Source organism: Bradyrhizobium sp. BRP22, assembly GCF_020194175.1.
In the GTDB taxonomy this organism is placed as follows: domain Bacteria; phylum Pseudomonadota; class Alphaproteobacteria; order Rhizobiales; family Xanthobacteraceae; genus Bradyrhizobium.
The window spans coordinates 73,969-97,836 of the sequence record NZ_JADYVX010000023.1; the positions used below are offsets into that span (position 1 = coordinate 73,969).

The window sequence follows — 23,868 nt, forward strand, 5'->3', positions numbered from 1 at the left end:
TCAGCCAGCCTGCTTCACGCGCATATACCATTCGACAAGACGGCGGACCTGGCGCTCGGTGTAACCGCGCTCCACCATCCGCGCGACGAAATCGTCGTGCTTCTTCTCGGTTTCGCCGTCCTTCTTCGACCCGAACGAAATGACCGGGAGCAGATCCTCGACCTGCGAGAAGATCCGCTTCTCGATAACGTCGCGGACCTTCTCATAGGAGGTCCAGTTCGGGTTCTTGCCCCCATTATGCGCTCGCGACCGCAGCGAGAATTTGACGACCTCGTTGCGGAAATCCTTCGGGTTGGCGATACCGGCCGGCTTCTCGATCTTGGTCAACTCCTGGTTCAGAAGCTCACGGTTGAGTAACTGACCGGTGTCGGGATCCTTGAAGTCCTGATCCTCGATCCAGGCATCGGCGTAATCGACGTAGCGGTCGAACAGGTTCTGGCCGTAATCAGCGTAGGATTCGAGGTAGGCCTTCTGGATCTCGTTGCCGATGAACTCCGCGTAGCGCGGGGCCAGATCGGCCTTGATGAATTCGAGATAGCGCTTCTCGACCTCCTCGGGCAGTTGCTCGCGGCGGATCGAATGCTCGAGCACGTACATCAGGTGCACGGCATCGGCACCGACCTCTGTCGTGTCGTGGTTGAACGTGGCCGCAAGCACCTTGAACGCGAAGCGCGTCGAGACGCCGTCCATGCCTTCGTCAACACCGGCGGCATCGCGATATTCCAGGACGCTGCGCGCCTTTGGATCGGATTCCTTCAGGCTCTCGCCGTCATAGACCCGCATCTTGGCGAACAAGGTCGAGTTCTCGTGCTTGCGCAGACGCGACATCACGGAGAAGCGCGCCAGGGTCTCGAGCGTCGCCGGGGCGCAAGGCGCGCTGGCAAGCTCGGATCCCTGGATCAGCTTCTCGTAGATCTTCTGCTCCTCGGTGACTCGCAGGCAGTAAGGCACCTTGATGACGCAGATGCGATCGATGAAGGCCTCGTTGTTCTTGTTGGCCTTGAAGCTCTGCCATTCCGCCTCGTTCGAGTGTGCGAGGATGATGCCGCCGAACGGGATCGCGCCGATATTCTCGGTGCCGATATAGTTGCCTTCCTGGGTCGCGGTCAGCAGCGGGTGCAGCATCTTGATCGGCGCCTTGAACATCTCGACGAATTCGAGAATGCCCTGGTTGGCGCGATTGAGTCCGCCGGAATAGCTGTACGCGTCGGGATCGTTCTGGGCGTAGGTCTCGAGCTTGCGGATATCGACCTTGCCGACCAGCGATGAGATGTCCTGGTTGTTCTCGTCGCCCGGCTCGGTCTTGGCGACCGCGATCTGCCGCAGCCGCGACGGCTGGATCTTGGCGACGCGGAATTGGGAGATGTCACCGCCGAAGGCCTCTAGCCGCTTGTAGCACCACGGGCTCATCAAGCCGGTGAGGCGCCGCTGCGGAATGCCGTACTTCTCCTCCAGCATCGGCCCGAGCTGATCCGGATCGAACAGGCTGAGCGGGCTTTCGAACACCGGACTCAGTTCGTCACCGGCCTTCAGCACGTAGATCGGATGCACCTCCATCAATGCCTTGAGCCGCTCGGCGAGCGATGACTTGCCGCCGCCGACCGGTCCGAGCAGATAGAGGATCTGCTTGCGCTCTTCCAAGCCTTGCGCGGCGTGACGGAAGAAGCCGACGAGCCGCTCGATCGTGTCTTCCATGCCATAGAAGCCAGCGAACGCCGGATAGGTGCGCATCGTGCGGTTCATAAAGATACGGCCAAGGCGAGGGTCCTTGGCCGTGTCGATCATCTGAGGCTCGCCGATCGCAGCCAGTAGTCGTTCCGCCGCATTCGCATATCGCATCGGATCAGTTCGACACGACTCGAGATATTCAGCCATCGACATATCGCTCTGGCTTCGAGCCTCGAACGACCTAGCGAAAGCGTTGAACAGAGAATCGTTGTACATGATCCCTCTCCACGATATGTTGCGCCGCCTTACGAGAACGAGCCGGTTCGCCGAAACGTTCCTCGAATCACGGTCGGCATGCTGGAGCTATTGGACACTCGCCAGCCTCCCTTCCGCAATGCGCGGCGCAAGCAGCCGCTGCCTTATCAACAAGCAGCCAGCCTAATAGTTCATCAAAAACGCGATTTGTCATTTACTTTCTTGGCCATGTAGCTGGTCCGCCACATCCGTGATTTTACCGGGACGCATCCCGGTGGACCCGACTAACACCAAGCTCCCTGCCATCAGCAAATGCCCTTCCGACCGCCTCTCGGCTGCCATCGCGCTGCTCCTTCACGCCTACGAACTGCCACAGGTTTGAACTTATCCGGCATCTGCCGCGACTAAGTCGTCACGCTGGTCAGCACGTCGTGACGCAGCATTTTCGCAGCGCCGATCGAAGTGGCGTGTATCATTTCATATAGATCGCTTGCGTTCGCTGAACAGATCATGAAGCGTAATTTATTCTCCGTTCATCTAGCTGTCGCAGCTGCAATGCTTGCGTATTGGCCGTAGCCACGCCTGGATAACGTTGACAGCACCAAGACCGCAGCTTCGGACAAGAGAATATTCGCGCGCCCGCTCGCCGAAAAGACCTGCGCCTGTCGTGCGCCGTTATGACGCCAACCATCTGGCGCAACGTCCGAGCCGAAGCTGAGCGCCGTGAAGGTACGGGTGACGGCGGAGAATGCGCTGGAAGAAAAAACGACCAGCTACTCATTCCGTCTTGGAATTAAGTACCGTCACCCTACCGGCAATTTCGACTCCAGCGGCTTTTGCGACCATGTTGTCTCAGACGCCAGCGACGAAATCCGTTCGGCTGCGGCGTCGCTTGTGAAGACGGCGGCATCAATGTGGCACTGTCGAAAGACGACAAGCCTGCCATCCATCCGCATTGAGCGGATCAGGATTTGAGATCGCAACAAGCCGGACAAGGAGGCGGAAGACGCGCTCATAGCCGGCGCCGACGACAAGATCCTTCGCGCCGATCGCGCGGACGCGGAAGAATGTGCCGAGCTTGTGACCGACTGTGGGGAACTCGCCGCAGTCAGCCACAAATGATACGCTCGTTACCGAGATGGATAATACGCTGGTCCGCCAGCCAACTCAATTGAGGGAGGGTGCCATGCGTCGACGCAGCATCTTGTGCGGCGGCAGCGCCTCGATCTCAGCCTTGGACGGCACCCTCGCGCGCCCGAGCCTCCGGCGACGCACCGTCGCCTCGCGCCAAGCTGAAGGTGGTCCATCACCTGAACGACCGCGAGATGGTCAACTTTGCGCTCGGCAATATCCTGGCGATCTCGACGGCGTCGGCAGACCCGAGAATGCTACCATTGCCTTTGGTGGGGCGCTGCGCGCCTTTCATTCGGTCGCCGCCAATCCCGACCTCCCCGGCTTCGTGATCGCCGACACGGGCGGCGGGGTCCGCCTCGCCGAGCTGCAGTCGCGGGGCTGGCTGTGCACCGCTGTGCACCGCACCGTCATAAAATTGTTCAGAGTTCGCGGTTGCATCCGATCAAATCCGAGGGATCGAACGGGTCCGGGTGGAGTTGTCTCCTTTCGATGCGCATATTCCCCCTTGGCAGCCCTTTCCGCCCCGTGTTGACAATGCGGTCCCGCCCCAGAAAGCTGCTGGGGAACCCGTCCACCGACCCGATCGAGCAGAAACAGGCATCATGAACCCCGTCAAAACACTCGAAAACCACGGCCAGTCGGTATGGCTGGATTTCCTGGCCCGCGGCTTCGTTGCCAAAGGCGACCTCAAGAAGCTGATCGACGAGGACGGCGTCAAAGGTGTCACCTCCAATCCGTCGATCTTCGAGAAGGCGATCGGCAGCTCGGACGAATATGACGGGGCAATCGGCAAAGCGCTGAAGAAGGGCGATCGCCCGGTCGCCGAACTGTTCGAGCATCTGGCGATCGAGGACATCCAGCACGCCGCCGACGTGCTGCGTCCCGTCTATGACCACCTCGATGGCAAGGACGGCTTCGTCAGCCTCGAGGTATCGCCCTATCTGGCGATGGACGCCAAGGCAACTATCGCCGAAGCGCAGCGGCTCTGGAAGGAGGTCCGGCGCAAGAACCTGATGGTGAAGGTGCCGGCGACGCCGGAGGGGCTGCCCGCGATCGAGCACCTGATCGGCGAAGGCATCAGCATCAACATCACCCTGCTGTTCTCGCAAAAGGTCTATCGCGAGGTGGCGGAGGCCTATCTGAAGGGCCTGGAGAAATACGCGAAGGGCGGCGGCGATCCCTCGCATGTGGCAAGCGTCGCGAGCTTCTTCGTCAGCCGCATCGATACCGCCGTCGACAAGCAGCTCGACGAGAAGATCGCCAAGGCCAACGACCCCACCGAGAAGGAACGGCTGGCGTCGCTGAAGGGCAAGGTCGCCGTCGCCAACGCCAAGATGGCGTATCAGGATTACAAGCAGATCTTCGCCGGCCCGCGCTGGGACAAGCTCGTGGCCAAGGGGGCCAAGCCGCAGCGGCTGCTGTGGGCTTCGACCGGCACCAAGAACAAGGACTACAGCGACGTCCTCTATGTCGAGGAGCTGATCGGCCCCGACACGGTCAACACCGTGCCGCCGGCGACGCTCGACGCCTTCCGCGACCATGGCAAGGTGCGCGACAGTCTCGAGGAAAACGTCGAGGACGCCCGGCGCGTGCTCGACGAACTGGAGAAGTCCGGCATCTCGCTGGACGCGATCACCGCCGAACTGGTCAAGGACGGCGTCAAGCTGTTCGCCGATTCCGCCGACAAGCTCTATGGCGCCGTCGCCTTCAAGCGCGCCACCTCGCTCGGCGCCGGCCTCGACGGCCAGAAACTCAAGGTCGGCGGCGAGCTTGCCAAGGCAATCGAAGAGAATACCGAGGAATGGCGGTCCTCGGCCAAGGTCCGGCGGCTCTGGCAGAAGGACAAGACGGTCTGGACCGGCGAGGATGAGGACAAATGGCTGGGCTGGCTGACCAGCCCTGCGAAAGCCGATATTCCGGAATATGAGGATTTCGCCGAGCGCGTGAAGGGCCAGAAATTCACCGACGCGGTCGTGCTCGGCATGGGCGGCTCCAGCCTTGGGCCGGAGGTGCTGGCGGAGACCTTCGCCAAGAAGACCGGATTCCCCAAGCTGCACGTGCTCGATTCCACCGACCCGGCGCAGGTGCGGGCGATGGAAGCGACGGTCGATATCTCCAGGACGCTGTTCATCGTCTCCAGCAAATCCGGCGGCACCACCGAGCCGAACGTGATGAAGGACTATTTCTTCGATCGCGTCTCCAAGGCGATCGGCGCCGCCAAGGCCGGCCACCGCTTCATCGCGGTGACCGATCCCGGCTCATCGCTGGAGAAGACCGCCAAGCGCCAGGGCTTTGCCCGCATCTTCTACGGCGAGCCCACGATCGGCGGCCGCTACTCCGTGCTTTCCCCGTTCGGCCTAGTGCCGGCGGCGGCCGCCGGCTTCAATGTCCGCAGCCTGATCAAGCATACGCTGGCGATGGTGCGCTCCTGCGGCGCCGACGTGCCGCCGCACGAGAACCCAGGCGTACAGCTTGGGTTGGCGATGGGCCTCGCCGGCCTCGAGGGCCGCGACAAGGTGACGATCACCTCGTCCAGCAAGATCGCCGATTTCGGCGCCTGGGCCGAGCAGTTGATCGCCGAATCCACCGGCAAGGACGGCAAGGGCCTGATCCCGATCGACGGCGAGACGCTGGGCGAGCCGGCTGCCTATGGCGACGACCGCTTCTTCATCGACCTCCGCACCGAGGGCGAGGACGACGCCGAGCATGACGGAAGGCTCGACGCGCTGGAGCAGGCCGGCCATCCCGTGGTCCGCATCGTGCTGCCGTCGATCGACCATATCGGCCAGGAGTTCTTCCGCTTCGAGATCGCGACCGCGGTCGCGGGCTCGGTGCTCGGCATCAACCCGTTCAACCAGCCGGACGTCGAGGCGGCCAAGATCAAGACCCGCGAACTGACCGCAGCCTTCGAGAAGACCGGATCGCTGCCGGCCGAACAGCCGGTCGTCTCCACCGCCGAGGCCGACCTCTACACCGACGCGCACAACGCCGCCGAGCTGCGCAAGGCCGGCGCCGACGGCACGCTCGGCTCCTGGCTGAAGGCGCACCTGTCGCGTTCGCACCGCGGCGACTATGTCGCCCTGCTCGCTTACATCGAGCGCGACGAGGCCTTCATTGATGCGCTGCAGAAGATGCGGCTGGCCGTGCGCGACAGCAAGCATCTCGCCACCTGTGCCGAATTCGGACCGCGCTTCCTGCACTCGACCGGCCAAGCCTACAAGGGCGGGCCCGATAGCGGCGTGTTCCTGCAGATCACCGCCGACGATGCCGAGGACCTTCCGGTGCCAGGCCAGAAGGCGAGCTTCGGCATCATCAAGGCAGCGCAGGCGCGCGGCGATTTCGACGTATTGACCGAACGCGGCCGGCGCGCGCTGCGCGTCCATCTCAAGGGCGGACTTGGCCCGGCGCTGGCCACGCTGGACGCCGCGCTAACTGAAGCCCTCAACTAGAGCATGATCCCGAAAAGTGGATACCGGTTTTCGGATCGGATCATGCTCAACAGCAAGGACGAAACAACATGCAGCTCGGCATGATCGGCTTGGGGCGGATGGGTGGCAACATCGTCCGCCGGCTGATGGCTCACGGCCATACCGCCGTGGTCTACGACAAGGATCCGAAGGCGGTCGCCGCGCTCGCCGCCGACAATGCCGCCGGCTCCGCCTCGCTCGAGGAATTCGTGCTCAAGCTGGAGCAGCCGCGCACCGCCTGGGTGATGCTGCCGGCCGGCAAGATCACTGAGGCCACAATCGACGCGCTATCCAAGCTGATGCAGCCGGGCGACACCATCATCGACGGCGGCAACACCTTCTGGCAGGACGACGTCCGCCGCGGCAAGGCGCTGAAGGAGCGCGGCCTGCACTATATCGATGTCGGCACCTCCGGCGGCATCTGGGGCATCGAGCGCGGCTACTGCATGATGATCGGCGGCGAGAAATCGGTCGTCGACCGGCTCGACCCGATCTTCAGCGCGCTTGCGCCCGGGATCGGTGACATCCCGCGCACGCCATCCCGCGAGGGCCGCGATCCTCGCATCGAGCAGGGCTACATCCATGCCGGTCCTGTCGGCGCCGGGCATTTCGTCAAGATGATCCATAACGGCATCGAGTACGGCCTGATGCAGGCCTATGCCGAAGGCTTCGACATCCTGAAGAATGCGGGCAGCGAAGCGCTGCCGGCAGACCACCGCTTCGATCTCGACATCGCCGACATTGCCGAGGTGTGGCGGCGCGGCAGCGTGATCCCGTCCTGGCTGCTCGACCTCACCGCGATCGCGCTCGCCGAGAACGCCACGCTCGATAATTATTCCGGCTTCGTCGAGGATTCCGGCGAAGGCCGCTGGACCGTCAATGCCGCGATCGACGAGGCAGTGCCGGCGGAGGTGCTGACGGCGGCGCTGTTTGCCCGCTTCCGTTCGCGCAAGGACCACACCTTCGCCGAGAAGATCCTCTCCGCCATGCGCGCCGGTTTCGGCGGCCACCGGGAGCCGCCGCAAAGCGCCAAGAAGAGTTAGAGCATGATCCGGAAAAGTGGAAACCGGTTTTCCGAGAAGATCATGCTCAAACAAACAGATGAGATCATGATCCGATTCCGTCTGATCGGATCATGATCCAGGGAAGGCTTACGGATGACGAACGGTCACGCGCAAAAGAAACCCGACCCCTGCTCCTTCATCATTTTCGGCGTCACGGGCGACCTCGCGCACCGGCTGGTGATCCCTGCCCTCTATAATCTTGCGGCGAACAACCTGTTGCCGGACAAATTCTGCATTGTCGGCGTCGCCCGCGGCAGCATGTCGAACCAGGAACTGACCGCGAGCCTGATGAAGGGATTGCGCCAGTTCGCGACCCGCCCGGTCGACGAGGCCATCGCCAAGCGCCTGTTCGAATGCGTGACGGCAGTTGAAGCCGATCCGAAGGACCCGGCGTCCTTCGACCAGATGCGGGTCCAGCTCGACAAGGCCGAGGCGGCACGCGAAACCGGCGGCAACCGCCTGTTCTACCTCGCGACGCCGCCGGGCGCATTCCTGCCGATCACCAGGGAGCTCGCCCGCACCGGCATGCTGAAGGAGAACGGCTACTGGCGGCGGATCGTGATCGAGAAGCCGTTCGGTACGGACCTGGACTCGGCGAGGCACCTGAATGCCGAGTTGCTGAAGCTGGTCGACGAGCACCAGATCTACCGGATCGACCACTATCTCGGCAAGGAAACCGTCCAGAACATTCTGGTGCTGCGCTTTGCCAACGGCATGTTCGAGCCGATCTGGAATCGCAACCATATCGATCATATCCAGATCACAGTGGACGAGAAGCTCGGTGTCGGCCACCGCGGCAGCTTCTACGATTCCACGGGCGCGTTGCGCGACATGGTTCCGAACCATCTGTTCCAACTGATGTCGCTGGTCGCGATGGAGCCGCCGATCCGCTTTGATGCGCATTCGGTGCGCACGGAGAAGGCCAATGTGCTGGCCGCGATCCAGCTCCAGAGCGAGCAGGAGGCGCTGCACAATTCAGTGCGCGGGCAATATCGCGGCGGCAAGATCGGCGACACCGAGATCGAGGACTATTGCAAGACCAAGGACGTCAAGCCGGGAAGCAGCACCGAAACCTATGCCGCGCTGAAGCTCACCATCGATAATTGGCGCTGGGCCGGCGTGCCGTTCTATCTGCGTACCGGCAAGGCGCTGGCGGCCAAGCGCACCGAGATCGCCATCAAGTTCAAGCAGGCACCATTCGCGATGTTTCGCGACACGCCGGTCGACCAGCTCTCGCAGAACTACCTCGTGATCTCGACCGAGCCGACCGAGGGCATCGAGCTGCAGTTCAACACCAAGGTTCCGGGGCCGACCATCAACATCGACGGCGTCGAGATGAAGTTCCGCTACAAGGACTACTTCAAGGCCGAGCCGTCGACCGGCTATGAGACGCTGATCTATGACTGCATGATCGGCGACAACATCCTGTTCCAGCGCGCCGACAGCGTGGAGGCCGGCTGGCAGGCGGTGCAGCCCTTCCTCGATGCCTGGAAGAAGACCGGCGGCGCCGGCCTGCAGCCCTACAAGGCCGGCAGCGAGGGGCCCGAGGCCGCCAACGCGCTTCTGACCCGCGACGGCCGTAGCTGGCGAAAGCTCGGCTGACGATGGCCGCCGTCGGTCGCCGCCAGATCATCACCGTCGCCGATCCCGCGGCGTTGGCGCAGGCCGCCGCCGAGCGCGTGCTGGCGCGGATCGCCGCCAACAGCGGCCGGATCGCGATCTGCCTGACCGGAGGATCGAGCCCGAAAGCGCTCTACCAATTGCTTGCGACCGAGGCGTACCACAACAGGATCCCGTGGGACCGCGTGCACTGGTTCATCGGCGACGAGCGGTTCGTACCGATCGAGGACCCCAGGAACAACATGGCAATGGCGCGCGGGGCATTCCTGGATCGCTACGCGCCTGCGTCCAACATCCATCCGATCCCGACCGATGCCGCAAGTCCCGACGAAGCGGCGGACCGCTACGCGCGTGAGCTGATATCGTTCTACGGCGCGGAGGCTCTGGAGGCTGCCCGCCCGCTGTTTGATCTGGTGCTGATGGGCGTCGGGCCGGACGGACACACCGCCTCGCTGTTTCCGGACTACCCCGCGATCGAGGTGATCGACCGATGGGTCGTCGGCGTGCCCAAGGCCAATGTCGAACCGTTCGTGCCGCGCGTCAGCCTGACCCTGCCGACGCTGTCCTGCTGCCGCGAAATGCTGTTCGAGGTCGCAGGCAAGGACAAGCGCGCCATCTTGACCCGCGTCCTCGCCGGCGAGAACCTCCCGGCGAACCGCGCGCAATCCATCGGCGAGACGGTCTGGCTGATCGACGAGGCGGCGCGGCCGGAGAATTTTCGTGGCTGAGGTGGCAACCCTGTGCGCCCTCGTCGTGATGGGCGTCTCCGGCTCGGGCAAGAGCACGATCGGCGAGACGCTCGCAGCCCGGCTCGGCTGGCGCTTCGAGGACGGCGACCGTTTTCACCCCGCCAGCAACGTCGCGAAAATGAGCGCCGGCCAGCCGCTCACCGACGACGATCGCCGCCCCTGGCTGCAGGCAATCGCCGGCGAGATCGACCGCGTCTGCAAGGCAGGTGAGCGCCTGGTGGTCGCCTGTTCGGCGCTGAAGCGTGCCTATCGCGAGATTCTCCTGCACGGACGGGATGACGTCCGCATCGTCTTCCTCGACGGCAGCGAGGCGCTGATCGCGGGCCGGCTCGCAGAGCGCAAGGGGCATTTCATGCCGCAGGGCCTCCTGGCCAGCCAGTTCCAGACCCTGGAGCGGCCGGAGCCGAACGAACATTCGATCACGGTCTCGATCGACGCCACCGTCGAAGCCATTGTCGACGCCATCATCCGCCAAATGAAACAGGTCACCCCATGACCCGCATCGCCCTGCTCGTTTCCGACGTCGACGGTACGCTGCTGACCAAGGAAAAAGTCCTGACCGACGCCGCCCGGGAGGCCGCGCACAAGCTGCACGCGGCCGGCATCGGCTTCACCATCGTCTCCAGCCGTCCCTCGATCGGCATGGGCTTCTTGGTCGAGCCGCTGTCGATCACGCTGCCGGTCGGCGCCTTCAACGGCAGCTCGATCATCGATCCGCAGCTCAGGCCCGTCGAGCAGCATTTGATCCCGCCGGCGATCGCGCGACGGAGCATCGAGCTCTTGCGCGAATTCGGCGTCGACATCTGGCTGTTCACCAATGACCGCTGGCTGACCGCCAATCCCGATGGCGAATATGTCGCCCACGAGCGGCACACCATCAGGCACGATCCGACCATCGTCACCGATTATACGCCCTATCTCGACCAGGCCTGCAAGATCGTCGGCGCCTCCTCGGACGCCCCGCTGCTCGCGCGCTGCGAAACCGCGATGCAGCAGGCGGTCGGCACGGAGGCGACCGCGGTCCGCTCGCAGACCTATTATCTCGACGTGACCCCGCCCGGCCACGACAAGGGCACCTTCGTCGAGGCGATGGCGAAACGGCTCGGCATTCCGATCGAGGCTGTGGCAACCATCGGCGACATGCGCAACGACCTGCCGATGTTCGCCAGGAGCGGCGTTCAGTTTGCGATGGGCAACGCCACCGATGAGGTCAAGAGCCAGGCGAAGTTCGTCACCGACAGCAACGAGCGCGACGGCTTCGCCAAGGCGGTCGAGATGCTGCTGAACTACAACGAGACGGCTTGATCTTGCACTTCACCTCTCCCGCTTGCTTGCGGGAGAGGGAGCGCAGTTCTCATCGCGGATGCAAGTTCGACCTCATCTCATCACGCGTCAGCTTTCGTTGCTCTCCGTTCCCTCGACAAAATCCACTGGCGTCTCTTTCTTGACGCTCGCGCCGAGCAGCGTCGCGTCCCAATTGGTCAGGCGGACGCAGCCGTGGGATTCGGATTTGCTGATCTTCGAGGGCTCGGGCGCGCCATGGATTCCGTAGCCCTGCCCGGAAAGTCCGATCCAGTGGGATCCGACAGGATTGTTCGGACCGGGCTTGATGATGAACGCTCGCTTGGTGCGCACGCCCTTGAACTTGTAGGCCGGGTTGTAGCGGTAGTACGGATTGGCATCGGATGAGATCACCTTGAGCGTGCCGCTCGGCGTCGGCTTGTCCTCGCTGCCGACGGTCGCCGGAAAGAAGGCGAGCAGCGCGCCGCCGCCGTCGAATGCCTTCACCGTCTGCCGCGACTTGTCGACCTCGATCCGCGCCACGCTCAGCTTGAGCTGGGGATCGCGACCATTGACGACAAGAATAGTCTCGCCGGCGCGGTCGAACTTCTTGCCGGGGTTGAGCTGCACCAGCAGCCCTTCGCTCATGTGGAATCGCTCCGCAAGCGCCTCGCGCGCGCTCTTGTAGCCGAGCGCGGGCATCGATTTCATCGCCTCCATCCTGGAGGGGATCTTCTTGACGAACGGTCCCTTCGTATCCTTCTCGGAGATCGTGTAGCTCGTGATGACGTCGCCCTGGCTCTCATTCAGCTTGGCCCAGATCTCCGGTGTGAGCGTCTTCTGAAACGGCAGGCCCTTGGCTTCCGCGAAGGCCTGCAGCGCCTTCCGCGTATTCTCGGCAAACTTGCCATCGATCTCGCCGGGCGAGAACAGCGCGCGGTCGAGCAATACCTGGACCTTGATGATTGTCGCGTCGGCCTTGTCCTCGGCCACGGGGCGAGCCCGATACCCGGCGTTGTTGATCGCCGCAGCATCGAGGCCGGCTGCGAACGCCGGCCCCGATAGCGAGCATGCGAGCAGGGCTGCGGTGAACAGGCGAGCCATTCCCGATCCTCCGGTGAGATACTTGCAAACAATGATCGTTGACCCCGCCGGTTCCGTCGCGCGGGTCCAGGCGGGTGGTTATTTCGAACGCTGAACGGCGGGCTTCTCGGCCGCCCGCTTGGCAGCGCTGAGGTTGTGCGCGGTGTTGATCAGCGCGATATGGGTCAGCGCCTGCGGGAAATTGCCGGTCTGGCGGCCGGCGACGGCATCGTATTCTTCGGCCAACAGGCCGAGGTCGTTGGCAATAGCGATGACACGATCGAACAGGGTTTGCGCCTTCTCGACCTCTCCCGCCAGCACATAGGCGTCGGCGAGCCAAAGCGTGCAGGCGAGGAAGGCGCCCTCGATCGGCTGCTTCTCCTCGGAGACCTCGCGCGGATCGTGCCGCATCACGAAGCCGTCGCGCATTAGGTATTGCTCGGTCGCCGCCAGCGTACCGCGGATCCGTGAATCGGTCGGCGGCAAAAATCCCACAGCAGGCAATAGCAGGACACTGGCATCAAGCAATTGCGAGCCGTAGGATTCGACGAACGAGTTGAGCTTGCGATCAAATCCCTTGGCGCAGACGTCGCGGTGGATGGTCTCGCGCAGCAGCAGCCATTTGCCGAGCGGCGCCTTGAGCCCGAATTTCTGCGCGCTCTTGATGCCACGATCGAAGGCGACCCAGGTCATCACCTTCGAGAAAACATAGTGCCTGCCCTCGCCGCGACGCTCCCAGATGCCATGATCCGGCCGGTCCCATTCTTCCGCGAGGTGTTCGAGCACGGCGCATTCCAGCGACCAGCTCGCATCGTCGAGCTGCAGCTTCGCCACGCGCGACTGGTGGAAGGCGTCGATCAATTCGCCATAGACGTCGAGCTGCAACTGCGCATGCGCGGCATTGCCGACGCGTACCGGCTGCGCACCCTCATAGCCGGGCAGCCAGAGCGCCTCCCATTCCAGAAGCCGCCGCTGGCCCATGATGCCGTACATGATCTGCATGTTGGCCGGCGCGCCTGCGGCCGCGCGCAACAGCCAGTTGTGCCAGGCGAGCGCCTCCTCGGTATAGCCCGAGTTCATCAGCGCCAGCAGTGTGAAGGTCGCATCCCGCAGCCAGCAATAGCGGTAGTCCCAGTTGCGCTGGCCGCCGAGTTTCTCCGGCAGCGAGGTCGTGGGCGCCGCGACGATGCCGCCGGTCGGCGCGAAGGTCAGCGCCTTCAATACGATCAGCGAGCGCAGCACGAGGTTGCGGGCGAACCCCTCATAAGTGCAGCGGCTCGACCATTCCGTCCAGAACGCCTCGGTGTCCTGCAAGGCCTGCGCGGGATCGATCGGTCCGGGCACCGGCAGATGCGAGGGCCCGTAGGTCATCACGAAGGGCACGATCTCGCCTTCGCCGACCGCGAATTCGGCCACCGTCGTCAGGTCCTGCCCGCGGGTCTCGACCGGCGAGCGGAGCACGACCATGTCCTGCCCGCAGATCGCCAGCAGCGCCGATCCGTCCGCGCTCTTCTTGACCCAGGGAATATCGGCGCCGAAGCCGAAGCGGATGATCAGCTCCATCCGCAGCCTGACGGTACCCTTCACGCCGCACACCAGCCGCACGATGTCGGAGGCGTTGCCGCGCGGCGGCATGAAATCGATCAGATCGACGGTGCCGCTTTCGGTCTCGAACCGCGTCTCCAGGATCAGCGTGTTGTCGCGGTAGCGGCGGGAGGTCTTGACGACGGCCTCGGCCGGCGAGATCAGCCAGCGGCCATGCCTGTTGTTGCCGAGCAGCGCCGCGAAACAGGCGTCGCAGTCGAAGGCGGGCCAGCACAGCCAGTCGATCGATCCGTCGCGACCGACCAATGCCGCCGTCTCGCAGTCGCCGATCAGTCCGTAATCCTCGATCCTGCAAGACACGGTGGCGGCTGCTCCCTCTTTATTTCAGCATGATCTTTTCGGAAAACCGGTTTCCACTGTTCCGGATCATGCTCTAGGCCGACGACCGCTCGCTTGTGGCGTTCTTCAGCGCTTCGACGTCGATGGCGGAGGCGATGTGCTCGATCGACACCGGCAGCCGCCGCCGCCAGTTCGGATGTTCGTCGACGGTGCCGGGAATGTTGGGCTGGTCGACCAGGCCGAGCAGATCCTCGAGCGAAATCGTCAGCAGGCGGGACCTGGTCCGAGACAGGAAAGCCGCCACCGAATAAAGATCATGCCGGTCGATGCCATTCTGGCGCAGCACCTCGTCCAGCATGCCCAGGGCACGCCAGCGCGCCTCGTCGCTTTCGCCCGGATCGATACCGAGCGAACGCTTCAGCTTCAGATCGCTGAACGAGCGCCAGCCGGCATAGGTCGCAAGATCATGGGTGTTGAAGGTGACGAGCGCATTGGCGGCGTAATGGTCGATGCCACGAAACGCGCCGCTGTCTTCGCGCTCGAACATCATCACGAGGTAGGACCAGATGCCCCAGTCGTTCATCTGCTCGCGAAAGCCTTCCGGCACGGTGCCGAGATCCTCGCCGATCACGACGCAGCGATGCGCCACGCTCTCCTGAGCGGTCGCGGCGAGCAGCGCCTCGAACGGCATCTGCACATAGGCGCCATTCTCCGGGCCGAAGCCCTGCGGCACGAGATAAAGCCGCTTCAAGCCGAGCACGTGGTCGAGCCTGATCGCGCCGGCATGGCGCATCGAGGCCCGCAGCATTTGCCGATATGGCTCGAACCCGCGCATTTCGAGGCCGGCGGCGTTGAAGCCGGCAAGACCCCAATCCTGACCGGCGGTGTTGAGCGGGTCCGGCGGCGCGCCGACGCCGAGCAGGCGTGAGATCGCGACCTGCTCGTTCCAGGCGTCGAAGCCATCGGACTGCACGCCGACGGCCACGTCGAGATAGAGCCCGACCTTCAGGCCGAGCCGGTGCGCCAGCGCGTTGCAGGCCGCGAGCTGCCGGTCGGCGTTCCATTGCACGAATTCGACGAATTCGATCTCGCCGAAATCGGCGCCCTTGCGCAGACGGCTGCACTTGCCGTCATCGGGCCGCCGCCATTCCTCGGGCCATTCCCACCAGGGCTGGTTGAACTTTTTCCGCAAGACCTCAAAGCACGCGAAGCGCGACAACAGCGGCCCGCGCTCGCTCCTGAAGCGTTCGAAGTCCTGCCGGCGCTCGAGCGTCGGGCTGGCCTTGAAGTTGGCGAATGCCGCGCGCAGCGCCTGCCATTTTGACGCCGCAACCGCAGGATAGTCGACAATGTCCCCGGCGCGCAGTTGCGCGAGCTTGTCGTTGATACGGGGGTCAGCGCGGAATTCCGGCAGCTTCTCGACGTCGATATAGAGCGCGTTGAGGAATAGCCGGCTGTTCGGCGAATAGGGGCTACAATCACCGGGGCGATCATCGAACAGCGCATGCAGCGGGTTAAGTCCGACACCACCGGCACCCAACTGATGGGCGAGTTCGATCAAGCCCCGCAGGTCGGTGAAATCGCCCATTCCCCAGTTGCGCGCGGAGCGCACGCTGTAGAGCTGCGCCGCCAGCAGCCAGCAGCGGTCGAAATCGCCACCAAAGGCGCGTGCCGGTGCGACAATCAGCGGCAGCTCGTCGGTCGATCCGGCGGCGTCATTCAGCTGCAGCCGGTAAACCCCGACCGGCAAATCCTGTGGCCAGGATATCGCGCGGTCGCGCGCCTCACCTTTCGCCATCATTTTGCCACCGGCCGAAATCGTCCATCCGACCGGCAACTTGGCGCCCGCCGAAAGCTCGGATGGCGCCGCCGGGCGGCCGAGCCGGACGACGACCGGCTGGTCGATGAACCGGCGCGGCTGACGCGGCGGCAAGGCATCGAGGATCGTTTGCAACGCAGCCGCGTCTGTCACACGGCGGTGGCCCTGACCGTCGATATATTCGGTCGTAATTCCAAGGTCGCTGGCTTTGGCGTAGAGGTCCATTCGGCACGCGCTTTGCACTCGACCCGAACTGCGGGTCACGAAATTATGTAGATGCAGGAAGGGGATAGATGATGTTTAACTCGCTTTCCTTCCGGCCGTTCCACGGGAACCAATGTCCCGTGAGCGGCTTTCTATATCAGTCCGGAGCGTATCCTTCACGCAACGGGGGCGTCATTTCCGTGTCAGTGGCGGCATCACCGTGAACAAAACCGCTCAAACTGTCGAGAGTGCCGCCGGCACTTTCCATATCGAAGACGTCTATCCGCTAATCGACGGCGGCCGCTATCCCGTGAAGCGCATCGTGGGGGAGCCCGTCGAGGTCTGGGCCGACGTCTACCGTGATGGACACGACGTCGTGGCCGCAGAACTGATCTGGCGCGGCGAACTCGACCACGAATGGCGCCGCGAGCCGATGACCATGCACAGCAACGACCGCTGGTTTGGCTCCTTCGTCCCCGACGCACCCGGCCGCTATTTCTATGCGATCGAGGCCTGGACCGACGAATTCGCCACCTGGCGCCACGGCTTCGAACTGAAGCAGAAGGCCGGTGCCGACGTGACACTCGATGCCATCGAAGGCGCGGGCATGCTGACCAAGGCGCAGGCCGGCGGACGGGCGGCCGCCGCCGTGATTCTCAAGCAGTGCGAAAACTATCTCCAGACCGGCGATCCGGCGCCGCTGCTCGCGCCTGAATTGCAGGACGCGATGGCCGAAAGCCAGTCGCGGCCGGACCTGACACGGTCACAGCTTTTCCCGTTCGTCGCCGACCGGCCGCAGGCCCGCTTCGGCTCCTGGTACGAGATGATCCCGCGCAGCCAGGGCAAGGTGCAGGGACAGCATGGCACCTTCCGCGACTGCATCGACCGCCTGCCCGACATCGCGGCGATGGGGTTCGACGTCGTCTACTTCACGCCGATCCACCCGATCGGCAAGACCAACCGCAAGGGACGCAACAATGCGGTGACCGCCAAGGAAGGCGATCCCGGCAGCCCCTACGCGATCGGCTCGGCCGAAGGCGGCCATGACGCCATCCATCCCGAATTGGGAACGCTGCAGGATTTCCGCGCCTTCGTCGCAGCGTGCAGAGAGCACAACATGGAAGTCGCGCTCGACTTCGCGGTGCAATGTTCGCCGGATCATCCCTGGCTGAAGGAACATCCGCAATGGTTCAAGAAGCGGCCCGACGGATCGATGCGCTATGCGGAGAATCCGCCGAAGAAATATGAGGACATCGTCAATCCGGATTTCGGCTGCGAGGATTCTGGCTCGCTCTGGAATGCGCTGCGGGACGTGATCCTGTTCTGGGTCGACCAGGGCGTGAAGATCTTCCGCGTCGACAATCCCCACACCAAGCCGTTCCCGTTCTGGGAATGGCTGATTCACCAGGTGCAGCTGCACCATCCGGACGTGATCTTCCTTGCGGAGGCCTTCACGCGGCCGAAACTGATGAAGGGGCTGGCCAAGCTCGGCTTCACCCAGTCCTACACCTATTTCACCTGGCGCACCCAGCGCTGGGAGCTGGAACAATACCTGATCGAGCTCACCAGCTATCCCGAGCGCGACTACTACCGGCCGAATTTCTTCGTCAACACGCCTGACATCCTGCCCTTCCACCTGCAGGGCGGCGAACCCTGGATGTTCAAGTCGCGCGTCGCGCTGGCGGCGACGCTGTCCGGCACCTACGGCATCTACAACGGCTTCGAACTGCTGGAGCACGAGCCGATCCCCGGGCGGGAGGAATATCTCGATTCCGAGAAATACGAGATCAAGGTGCGCGACTGGGACAAGCCCGGCAACATCAAGCCCTATATCCGCGACCTCAATTTGGTGCGCCGCGCCAACGCAGCGCTGCAGCAGACCAGCAATTTGCGTTTCCTGCCCATCGAGGACAGCAACGTGATCGGGTTCGTCAAGGAAGCCGTCGATGGGAGCAACACGGTTGCGGTCGCGATTGCGTTGTCCAGCGACATCCACGAAATCTGGCTGCCGCTCGGCGATGTCCAGCTAGGCGCCGGCGACGAGCGCCGTCACGTCGCCGCGGTCGAGAACCTGATCACGGGCGAACGCTATGCACTCGACTGGGGCGGCATTCGGGTGCGGATTGATCCGATGCGGGATCCGGCGGTGCTGTTCCGCTGCCTGGCTTGAGGGGGCGGCGCCATGAACGTGCTTTCAGCGGTCGAGACGAAGGAACTGGTGGCCACCGAGACGGCGGACGAGCTCTGGTACAAGGACGCCATCATCTACCAGCTCCATGTCAAGGCCTTCGCCGACAGCAATAATGACGGCATCGGCGATTTCGCGGGGCTGACCGAGAAGCTCGGCTACCTGCAGGATCTCGGCGTCACCACGCTCTGGCTGTTGCCGTTCTATCCGTCCCCCGGGCGCGATGACGGCTATGACATCGCCGACTATGGCGACATCAATCCCGATTTCGGGACGATGAAGGACTTCAAGCGCTTCATCCATGAAGCCAAGAAGCGCGGCCTGCGGGTCATCACCGAGCTCGTCATCAACCACACCTCCGACCAGCACGCCTGGTTCAAGCGCGCGCGCCGCAGCCATCCCGGCTCGAGCGCGCGCAACTGGTATGTCTGGAGCGACACCGACCAGAAGTACCAGGGCACGCGGATCATCTTCACCGATACCGAGAAGTCGAACTGGACCTGGGACCCCGAAGCGGGTCAGTTCTACTGGCACCGCTTCTTCTCGCACCAGCCGGACCTGAACTTCGACAACCCGCGCGTCGTGCGCGCGATCGTGCAGGTGATGAAGCGCTGGCTCGACACCGGCGTCGACGGCTTCCGGCTCGACGCCATTCCCTATCTTTGCGAGCGCGAGGGCACCAACAACGAGAACCTGCCCGAGACGCACGCCATCATCAAACTGCTGCGGCGCGAGCTCGACACCTATGCCAAGGACAAGATCCTGCTCGCCGAGGCCAATCAATGGCCCGAGGACGTGCAGGAGTATTTCGGCCGGGAAGACGAATGCCATATGGCCTATCACTTCCCGCTGATGCCGCGGATCTACATGGCGATCGCGCAGGAGGACCGCTTTCCGATCACCGACATCCTGCGGCAGACGCCGGATATCCCGGCCAGTTGCCAATGGGCGCTGTTCCTGCGCAATCATGACGAGCTGACGCTGGAAATGGTCACCGATGTCGAGCGCGATTATCTGTGGTCGACCTATGCCAACGACCCCCGCGCCCGCATCAATGTCGGCATTCGCCGCCGCCTCGCGCCGCTGATGGACAATGACCGGCGCAAGATCGAGCTGATGAACTCGCTCCTGCTCTCGTTCCCAGGCACGCCGATCATCTATTACGGCGACGAGATCGGGATGGGCGACAACATCTATCTCGGCGACCGCAACGGTGTCCGCACACCGATGCAATGGAGTCCGGACCGCAATGGCGGCTTCTCCCGTGCCGATCCGGCGCGGCTCTATGCGCCCATGATCATGGACCCGGTCTATGGCTATGAGTCCGTGAATGTGGAAGCGCAGTCGCGCAGCCTCTCGTCGCTGCTCAGCGCCACCAAGCGGCTGATCGCGGTGCGCAAGTCGACCCTGGCCTTCGGCCGCGGCTCGATGACCTTCATCCGGCCCGAGAACCGCTCGGTGCTCGCCTATGTCCGGCAGTATCAGGACGAGGTCATCCTCTGCGTCGCCAACCTGTCGCGCTCGGCGCAGGCGACCGAGCTCGACCTGTCCGCCTTCAAGGGACGCATTCCGCTCGAGATGCTCGGCCGCACGCGCTTTCCGACGATTGGCGAACTGCCCTATATGATCACGCTGGCGCCGTACGGCTTCTACTGGTTCCAGCTCCAGGAGCCCGACAAGACTATCGCCTTGCCGCGGCGCGCGGTGCCGGAATTCGAGACGCTGGTCGTGCCGCTGAATTCGACCTGGGTGTCGCTGGCGCGCGCCCGCGGCGTATTCGAGCGCGACGTGCTGCCTGGTCATCTGGCGCGGGCACGCTGGTACCCCGAGAGTTTGCCGAAAGCGATCCAGCCGCTGCTCGTCTCCGCGATTCCCTTCTGCGACATCGGCGACAACCGCCCCTGGCTCGCCTTCTTCGAGACGACGCAGCGCGGCGCCACCTCACGCTACGTGCTGCCGATCCGGATCGAATGGGTGCGTTTCGACCGCGAGCGCTACAATCCGCGCGCACTTGCCGCGGTACGACAGGGCGCCCGCGAGGGCACGCTGCTCGACGTCGCGACCGACGAGATCTTCATCGCGCTGCTGCTGCGCAATCTGGCGCAGTCGCTGACGGTCGAGGACGAGGAGCTGGGCATCGCGCTGCGTCTCGAATTCCGCCCGACCAGCCGCTTCACGGACAAGCCGATCAAGCAGCCCCAGCGCATTCGCGCGGTGGAAACCGAGCAGTCCAACAGCACGGCGCTGGTCGACGAGGATTACGTCGTCAAGATCTATCGCAGGCTCGAGCCCGGCATCAATCCGGAGATCGAGATGGGCCGTTTCCTCACCGACGTCGCGGGCTTCGCCAACACGCCCGCGCTGCTCGGCACGGTCGAGCTCGTCGATGGCGAACAGCGCAGCGCGATCGGCGTCGTTCACGCCTTTGTCACCAACCAGGGCGAGGCGTGGACAGTGACATCAGCCTATCTCGACCGCTTCGTCGAGGAGCAGCGGCTGCTTGCAACCAACCATGAGACGAAGCAAAGCGAACAGCAGACCTCCTATCTGCGCTACATGGCGCAAACAGGAAAGCGTGTCGCCGAACTGCACATCGCGCTGGCGAGCAACCGCGAGCTGCCCGAGTTCGTGCCGGAGCCGACGAGGCCGGAGGACGTGCAACGCTGGATCGACGACATCATGGCCCGGGCTGATCGCGTCTTCGAGACGCTGACGCAGCGGCGGGATACGCTGAAAGAGGCCGATCGCCCGCTGGTGGCCCAGTTCCTGGCGCAGCAGGATACCTTGCCGGCCCGGCTGAAGGCGCTGCTGCCTGCAGACATCGACGGCCTCAACATCCGCCATCACGGCGACTTCCACCTCGGCCAGATGCTGATCGTCAAGGACGACATCTTCATTATCGATTTCGAGGGCGAGCCGCGGCGGAGCATCGCCGAGCGGCGGCGCAAGGCGCCGGCGGCGCGCGATGTCGCCGGCCTGATCCGCTCGATCGACTACTCCGTCACCGCCGCGCTCGATCGGGCGCTGAAGATCGCATCCGACGAGCAAGGCAAGCTCGCGCTGGCGCTCGCCGACTGGCGTGACCAGGCCGCCGCAACATTCCTGGCCGCCTATCGCGAGACCATGGCGGGCCAGCCTCTGTGGCCGGCCGATCCGGACGCCGCCGAGCGGATGCTCAACTTCTTCCTGCTTGAGAAAGCATTCTACGAGATCGAATATGAGCTCGCGCACCGGCCCGACTGGCTGCGCGTCCCGCTGACCGGGATGCTCCGCATCCTGGCGCAACAACCGCATGAGCAGCAATGACCAGATTGCCCGCCGAAGCCTACGCGATCATCGAGGGTCGTCATTCCGATCCCTTCCGCTATCTCGGACTTCATGCCGAGGGCGACCAGAGCGTCGTGCGCGCCTTCCTGCCCGAAGCCTCCAATGTCGAGGCGATCGGGGAGCACGGCGAGACCGCGCCGCTCGCGCGCATTCACGATGCCGGCCTGTTCGCCGGCACGCTGCCGAACGGCTCGCGCCGCTACCAGCTGCGCGCCCGCTTCGGCGACAATGTCGTCGATCTCGACGATCCTTACCGCTTCCCGCCAGTCCTGAGCGATTTCGATCTCTATTTGCTCGGCGAAGGCACTCACCAGCGCATCTATGACAAGCTCGGCGCGCATCCGATAACGCTCGATGGCGTCGAGGGTGTCGCCTTCGTGGTGCTGGCGCCGAATGCGCGGCGGGTCAGCGTGGTCGGCGATTTCAACTTCTGGGACGCGCGGCGGCATCCGATGCGGGTGCGCGGCGTCGGCTATTGGGAATTGTTCATCCCGCATGCCCGCGCCGGCGACCACTACAAGTTCGACATCATCGGCCCCAACGGCCAGCATCTGCCGCTGAAGTCCGATCCGGTGGCATTTGGCGCGGAGCTGCGTCCGAAGACCGCCTCGATCGTGGTCGATCTCGATCAAATTCCGCGTCCGCAAGCGGCGCCGTCCGGCATCAACGCGCTCGGCGCGCCGATCTCGATCTACGAGGTCCATCTCGGCTCGTGGCGGCGCAAGGGCAGCAATGAATGGCTGACCTATCGCGAACTCGCCGAACAGCTTCCAGCCTATGCGCGCGACATGGGCTTCACCCATCTTGAATTCCTCCCCGTCAGCGAACATCCGTTCGACGGCTCCTGGGGCTATCAGCCGACGGGATTGTTCGCGCCCACCAGCCGGTTCGGCTCGCCGGCCGATTTCGCGGCCCTCGTTGACGCCTGCCATCGCGAAGGGTTAGGGGTGCTGCTCGACTGGGTGCCCGGCCACTTCCCCGACGATCCGCACGGCCTCGGCCATTTCGACGGCACCGCGCTCTATGAGCACGCCAACCCGCTGCAAGGTCGCCATCTCGACTGGGGCACGCTGATCTATAATTACGGGCGCACCGAGGTAACCAATTTCCTGGCCTCCAACGCGCTGTTCTGGCTCGACCGCTACGGCGTCGACGGCCTGCGGGTCGATGCGGTCGCCTCGATGCTTTATCTCGATTACAGCCGTCCGCCGGGTGGCTGGATCCCGAACAAATATGGCGGCCGCGAAAATCTGGAGGCGATCGACTTCCTGCGCCGCTTCAACACCGAAGTGTTCGGCCGCTTCCCGCAGGCGACGACCGCGGCGGAAGAATCCACCGCCTGGCCGCAGGTGTCGCGCCCGGTCGAGTTCGGCGGGCTCGGCTTCGGCTACAAGTGGAACATGGGCTGGATGCACGACACGCTGCGCTACATCGGCAAGGATCCCATTCACCGCAAGTATCACCACGGCGACATCCTGTTCGGCCTGCACTACGCCTTCTCGGAGAACTTCATCCTGCCGCTGTCGCATGACGAGGTCGTGCACGGCAAACGCTCGATCCTGGGCCGCATGCCCGGCGACGACTGGCAGCGCTTCGCGAACCTGCGCGCCTATTACAGCTTCATGTTCGGCCATCCCGGCAAGAAGCTGTTGTTCATGGGCTGCGAGTTCGGCCAGGAACGCGAATGGAGCCACGAACATTCGCTCGACTGGCATCTGCTCGAGCAGCCGAAATATGCCGGCGTCCAGGCATTGCTGCGCGACCTCAACCGGCTTTATCGCGCGCTGCCGGCGCTGCATGAACTGGATTGCGATCCGGCCGGCTTCGAATGGGTCATCACCGATGACGCCGACCACAACGTGTTCGCCTGGATCCGCAAAGGCAACACCGCGCGTGCGCGCTGCCTCGTGGTGGCCAACTTCTCGCCGAACGTCTATCACGACTACCGCGTCCGCGTGCCCTTTGGGGGGAAATGGCGCGAGGTGCTGAACTCGGATTCGTCGCACTATGGCGGCAGCAATGTCGGCAATATTGGTGAAGTGGTCACGCATGAAGGCCTCGTGCCCGAGCTCAGCCTGACCATTCCGCCGTTGGCTGCGATCTTTCTCGTACCTGAAAGCTGACG

At 63.7% G+C, this 23,868-nt stretch carries 14 protein-coding genes; 10 read left to right on the top strand and 4 right to left on the bottom strand.

Annotated features, from left to right (window positions below):
* The gene (locus tag I6F35_RS25580) at window positions 1–1,944 is read right to left on the bottom strand and encodes a PrkA family serine protein kinase (protein ID WP_225120419.1); all 1,944 of its coding nucleotides are present in this window, start codon (window positions 1,942–1,944) and stop codon (window positions 1–3) included.
* A gap of 714 nt (window positions 1,945–2,658) precedes the next feature.
* On the opposite strand from I6F35_RS25580, the gene I6F35_RS25585 reads away from it, so the two are divergent.
* The 7 genes from I6F35_RS25585 (at window position 2,659) to I6F35_RS25615 (ending at window position 11,262) form a co-directional block, all read left to right on the top strand.
* The gene (locus tag I6F35_RS25585; RefSeq protein WP_225120420.1) at window positions 2,659–2,898 is read left to right on the top strand and encodes a hypothetical protein; all 240 of its coding nucleotides are present in this window, start codon (window positions 2,659–2,661) and stop codon (window positions 2,896–2,898) included.
* 761 nt (window positions 2,899–3,659) lie between these two features.
* Window positions 3,660–6,506 (top strand): bifunctional transaldolase/phosoglucose isomerase, encoded by a 2,847-nt coding sequence (locus tag I6F35_RS25590; protein ID WP_225120421.1) that lies wholly within the window; start codon window positions 3,660–3,662, stop codon window positions 6,504–6,506.
* A gap of 68 nt (window positions 6,507–6,574) precedes the next feature.
* Window positions 6,575–7,567: a phosphogluconate dehydrogenase (NAD(+)-dependent, decarboxylating) gene (gene gnd, locus I6F35_RS25595; protein WP_225120422.1), complete on the top strand. Its 993-nt coding sequence runs from the start codon at window positions 6,575–6,577 to the stop codon at window positions 7,565–7,567.
* Between the two features lie 114 nt (window positions 7,568–7,681).
* A complete protein-coding gene (zwf, locus tag I6F35_RS25600; RefSeq protein ID WP_225120423.1) occupies window positions 7,682–9,190 on the top strand; it encodes a glucose-6-phosphate dehydrogenase in 1,509 nt (502 codons plus the stop codon).
* Window positions 9,191–9,192: 2 nt separating this feature from the next.
* A complete protein-coding gene (gene pgl, locus I6F35_RS25605; RefSeq protein WP_225120424.1) occupies window positions 9,193–9,936 on the top strand; it encodes a 6-phosphogluconolactonase in 744 nt (247 codons plus the stop codon).
* Window positions 9,937–9,964: 28 nt separating this feature from the next.
* Window positions 9,965–10,453 carry a gluconokinase gene (locus I6F35_RS25610; protein WP_225120469.1) on the top strand — a complete coding sequence of 163 codons (489 nt, stop codon included), beginning with the start codon at window positions 9,965–9,967 and terminating at the stop codon, window positions 10,451–10,453.
* A complete protein-coding gene (locus I6F35_RS25615; RefSeq protein ID WP_225120425.1) occupies window positions 10,450–11,262 on the top strand; it encodes an HAD family hydrolase in 813 nt (270 codons plus the stop codon). Before I6F35_RS25610 ends, I6F35_RS25615 begins: the two co-directional genes overlap by 4 nt.
* Window positions 11,263–11,349: 87 nt before the next feature.
* Here I6F35_RS25615 and I6F35_RS25620 read toward each other — a convergent pair whose 3' ends face one another.
* From I6F35_RS25620 to malQ, 3 genes are all read right to left on the bottom strand, one after another.
* Window positions 11,350–12,342 carry a L,D-transpeptidase gene (locus tag I6F35_RS25620; protein ID WP_225120426.1) on the bottom strand — a complete coding sequence of 331 codons (993 nt, stop codon included), beginning with the start codon at window positions 12,340–12,342 and terminating at the stop codon, window positions 11,350–11,352.
* A 78-nt stretch (window positions 12,343–12,420) separates the two neighbouring features.
* Window positions 12,421–14,226, bottom strand: a complete 1,806-nt coding sequence (locus I6F35_RS25625) for a glycoside hydrolase family 15 protein (protein ID WP_225120427.1) — start codon at window positions 14,224–14,226, stop codon at window positions 12,421–12,423.
* Between the two features lie 73 nt (window positions 14,227–14,299).
* Window positions 14,300–16,249, bottom strand: coding sequence for a 4-alpha-glucanotransferase (malQ, locus tag I6F35_RS25630; protein WP_225120428.1), 1,950 nt, complete (start codon window positions 16,247–16,249; stop codon window positions 14,300–14,302).
* A gap of 199 nt (window positions 16,250–16,448) precedes the next feature.
* Here malQ and I6F35_RS25635 point away from each other — a divergent pair, with 199 nt between their 5' ends.
* The 3 genes from I6F35_RS25635 to glgB are packed head-to-tail and all read left to right on the top strand — an operon-like array spanning window position 16,449 to window position 23,866.
* Window positions 16,449–18,398, top strand: a complete 1,950-nt coding sequence (locus I6F35_RS25635; RefSeq protein WP_225120429.1) for an alpha-1,4-glucan--maltose-1-phosphate maltosyltransferase — start codon at window positions 16,449–16,451, stop codon at window positions 18,396–18,398.
* A 12-nt stretch (window positions 18,399–18,410) separates the two neighbouring features.
* Complete coding sequence (gene treS / locus I6F35_RS25640; RefSeq protein ID WP_225120430.1) at window positions 18,411–21,722, top strand: maltose alpha-D-glucosyltransferase; 3,312 nt, start codon at window positions 18,411–18,413, stop codon at window positions 21,720–21,722.
* Entirely contained in the window at window positions 21,719–23,866 is a 2,148-nt protein-coding gene (glgB, locus tag I6F35_RS25645; protein ID WP_225120431.1) for a 1,4-alpha-glucan branching protein GlgB, read from the top strand. The genes treS and glgB overlap by 4 nt, the downstream gene beginning before the upstream one ends.
* The last annotated feature ends 2 nt before the right edge of the window (window positions 23,867–23,868 follow it).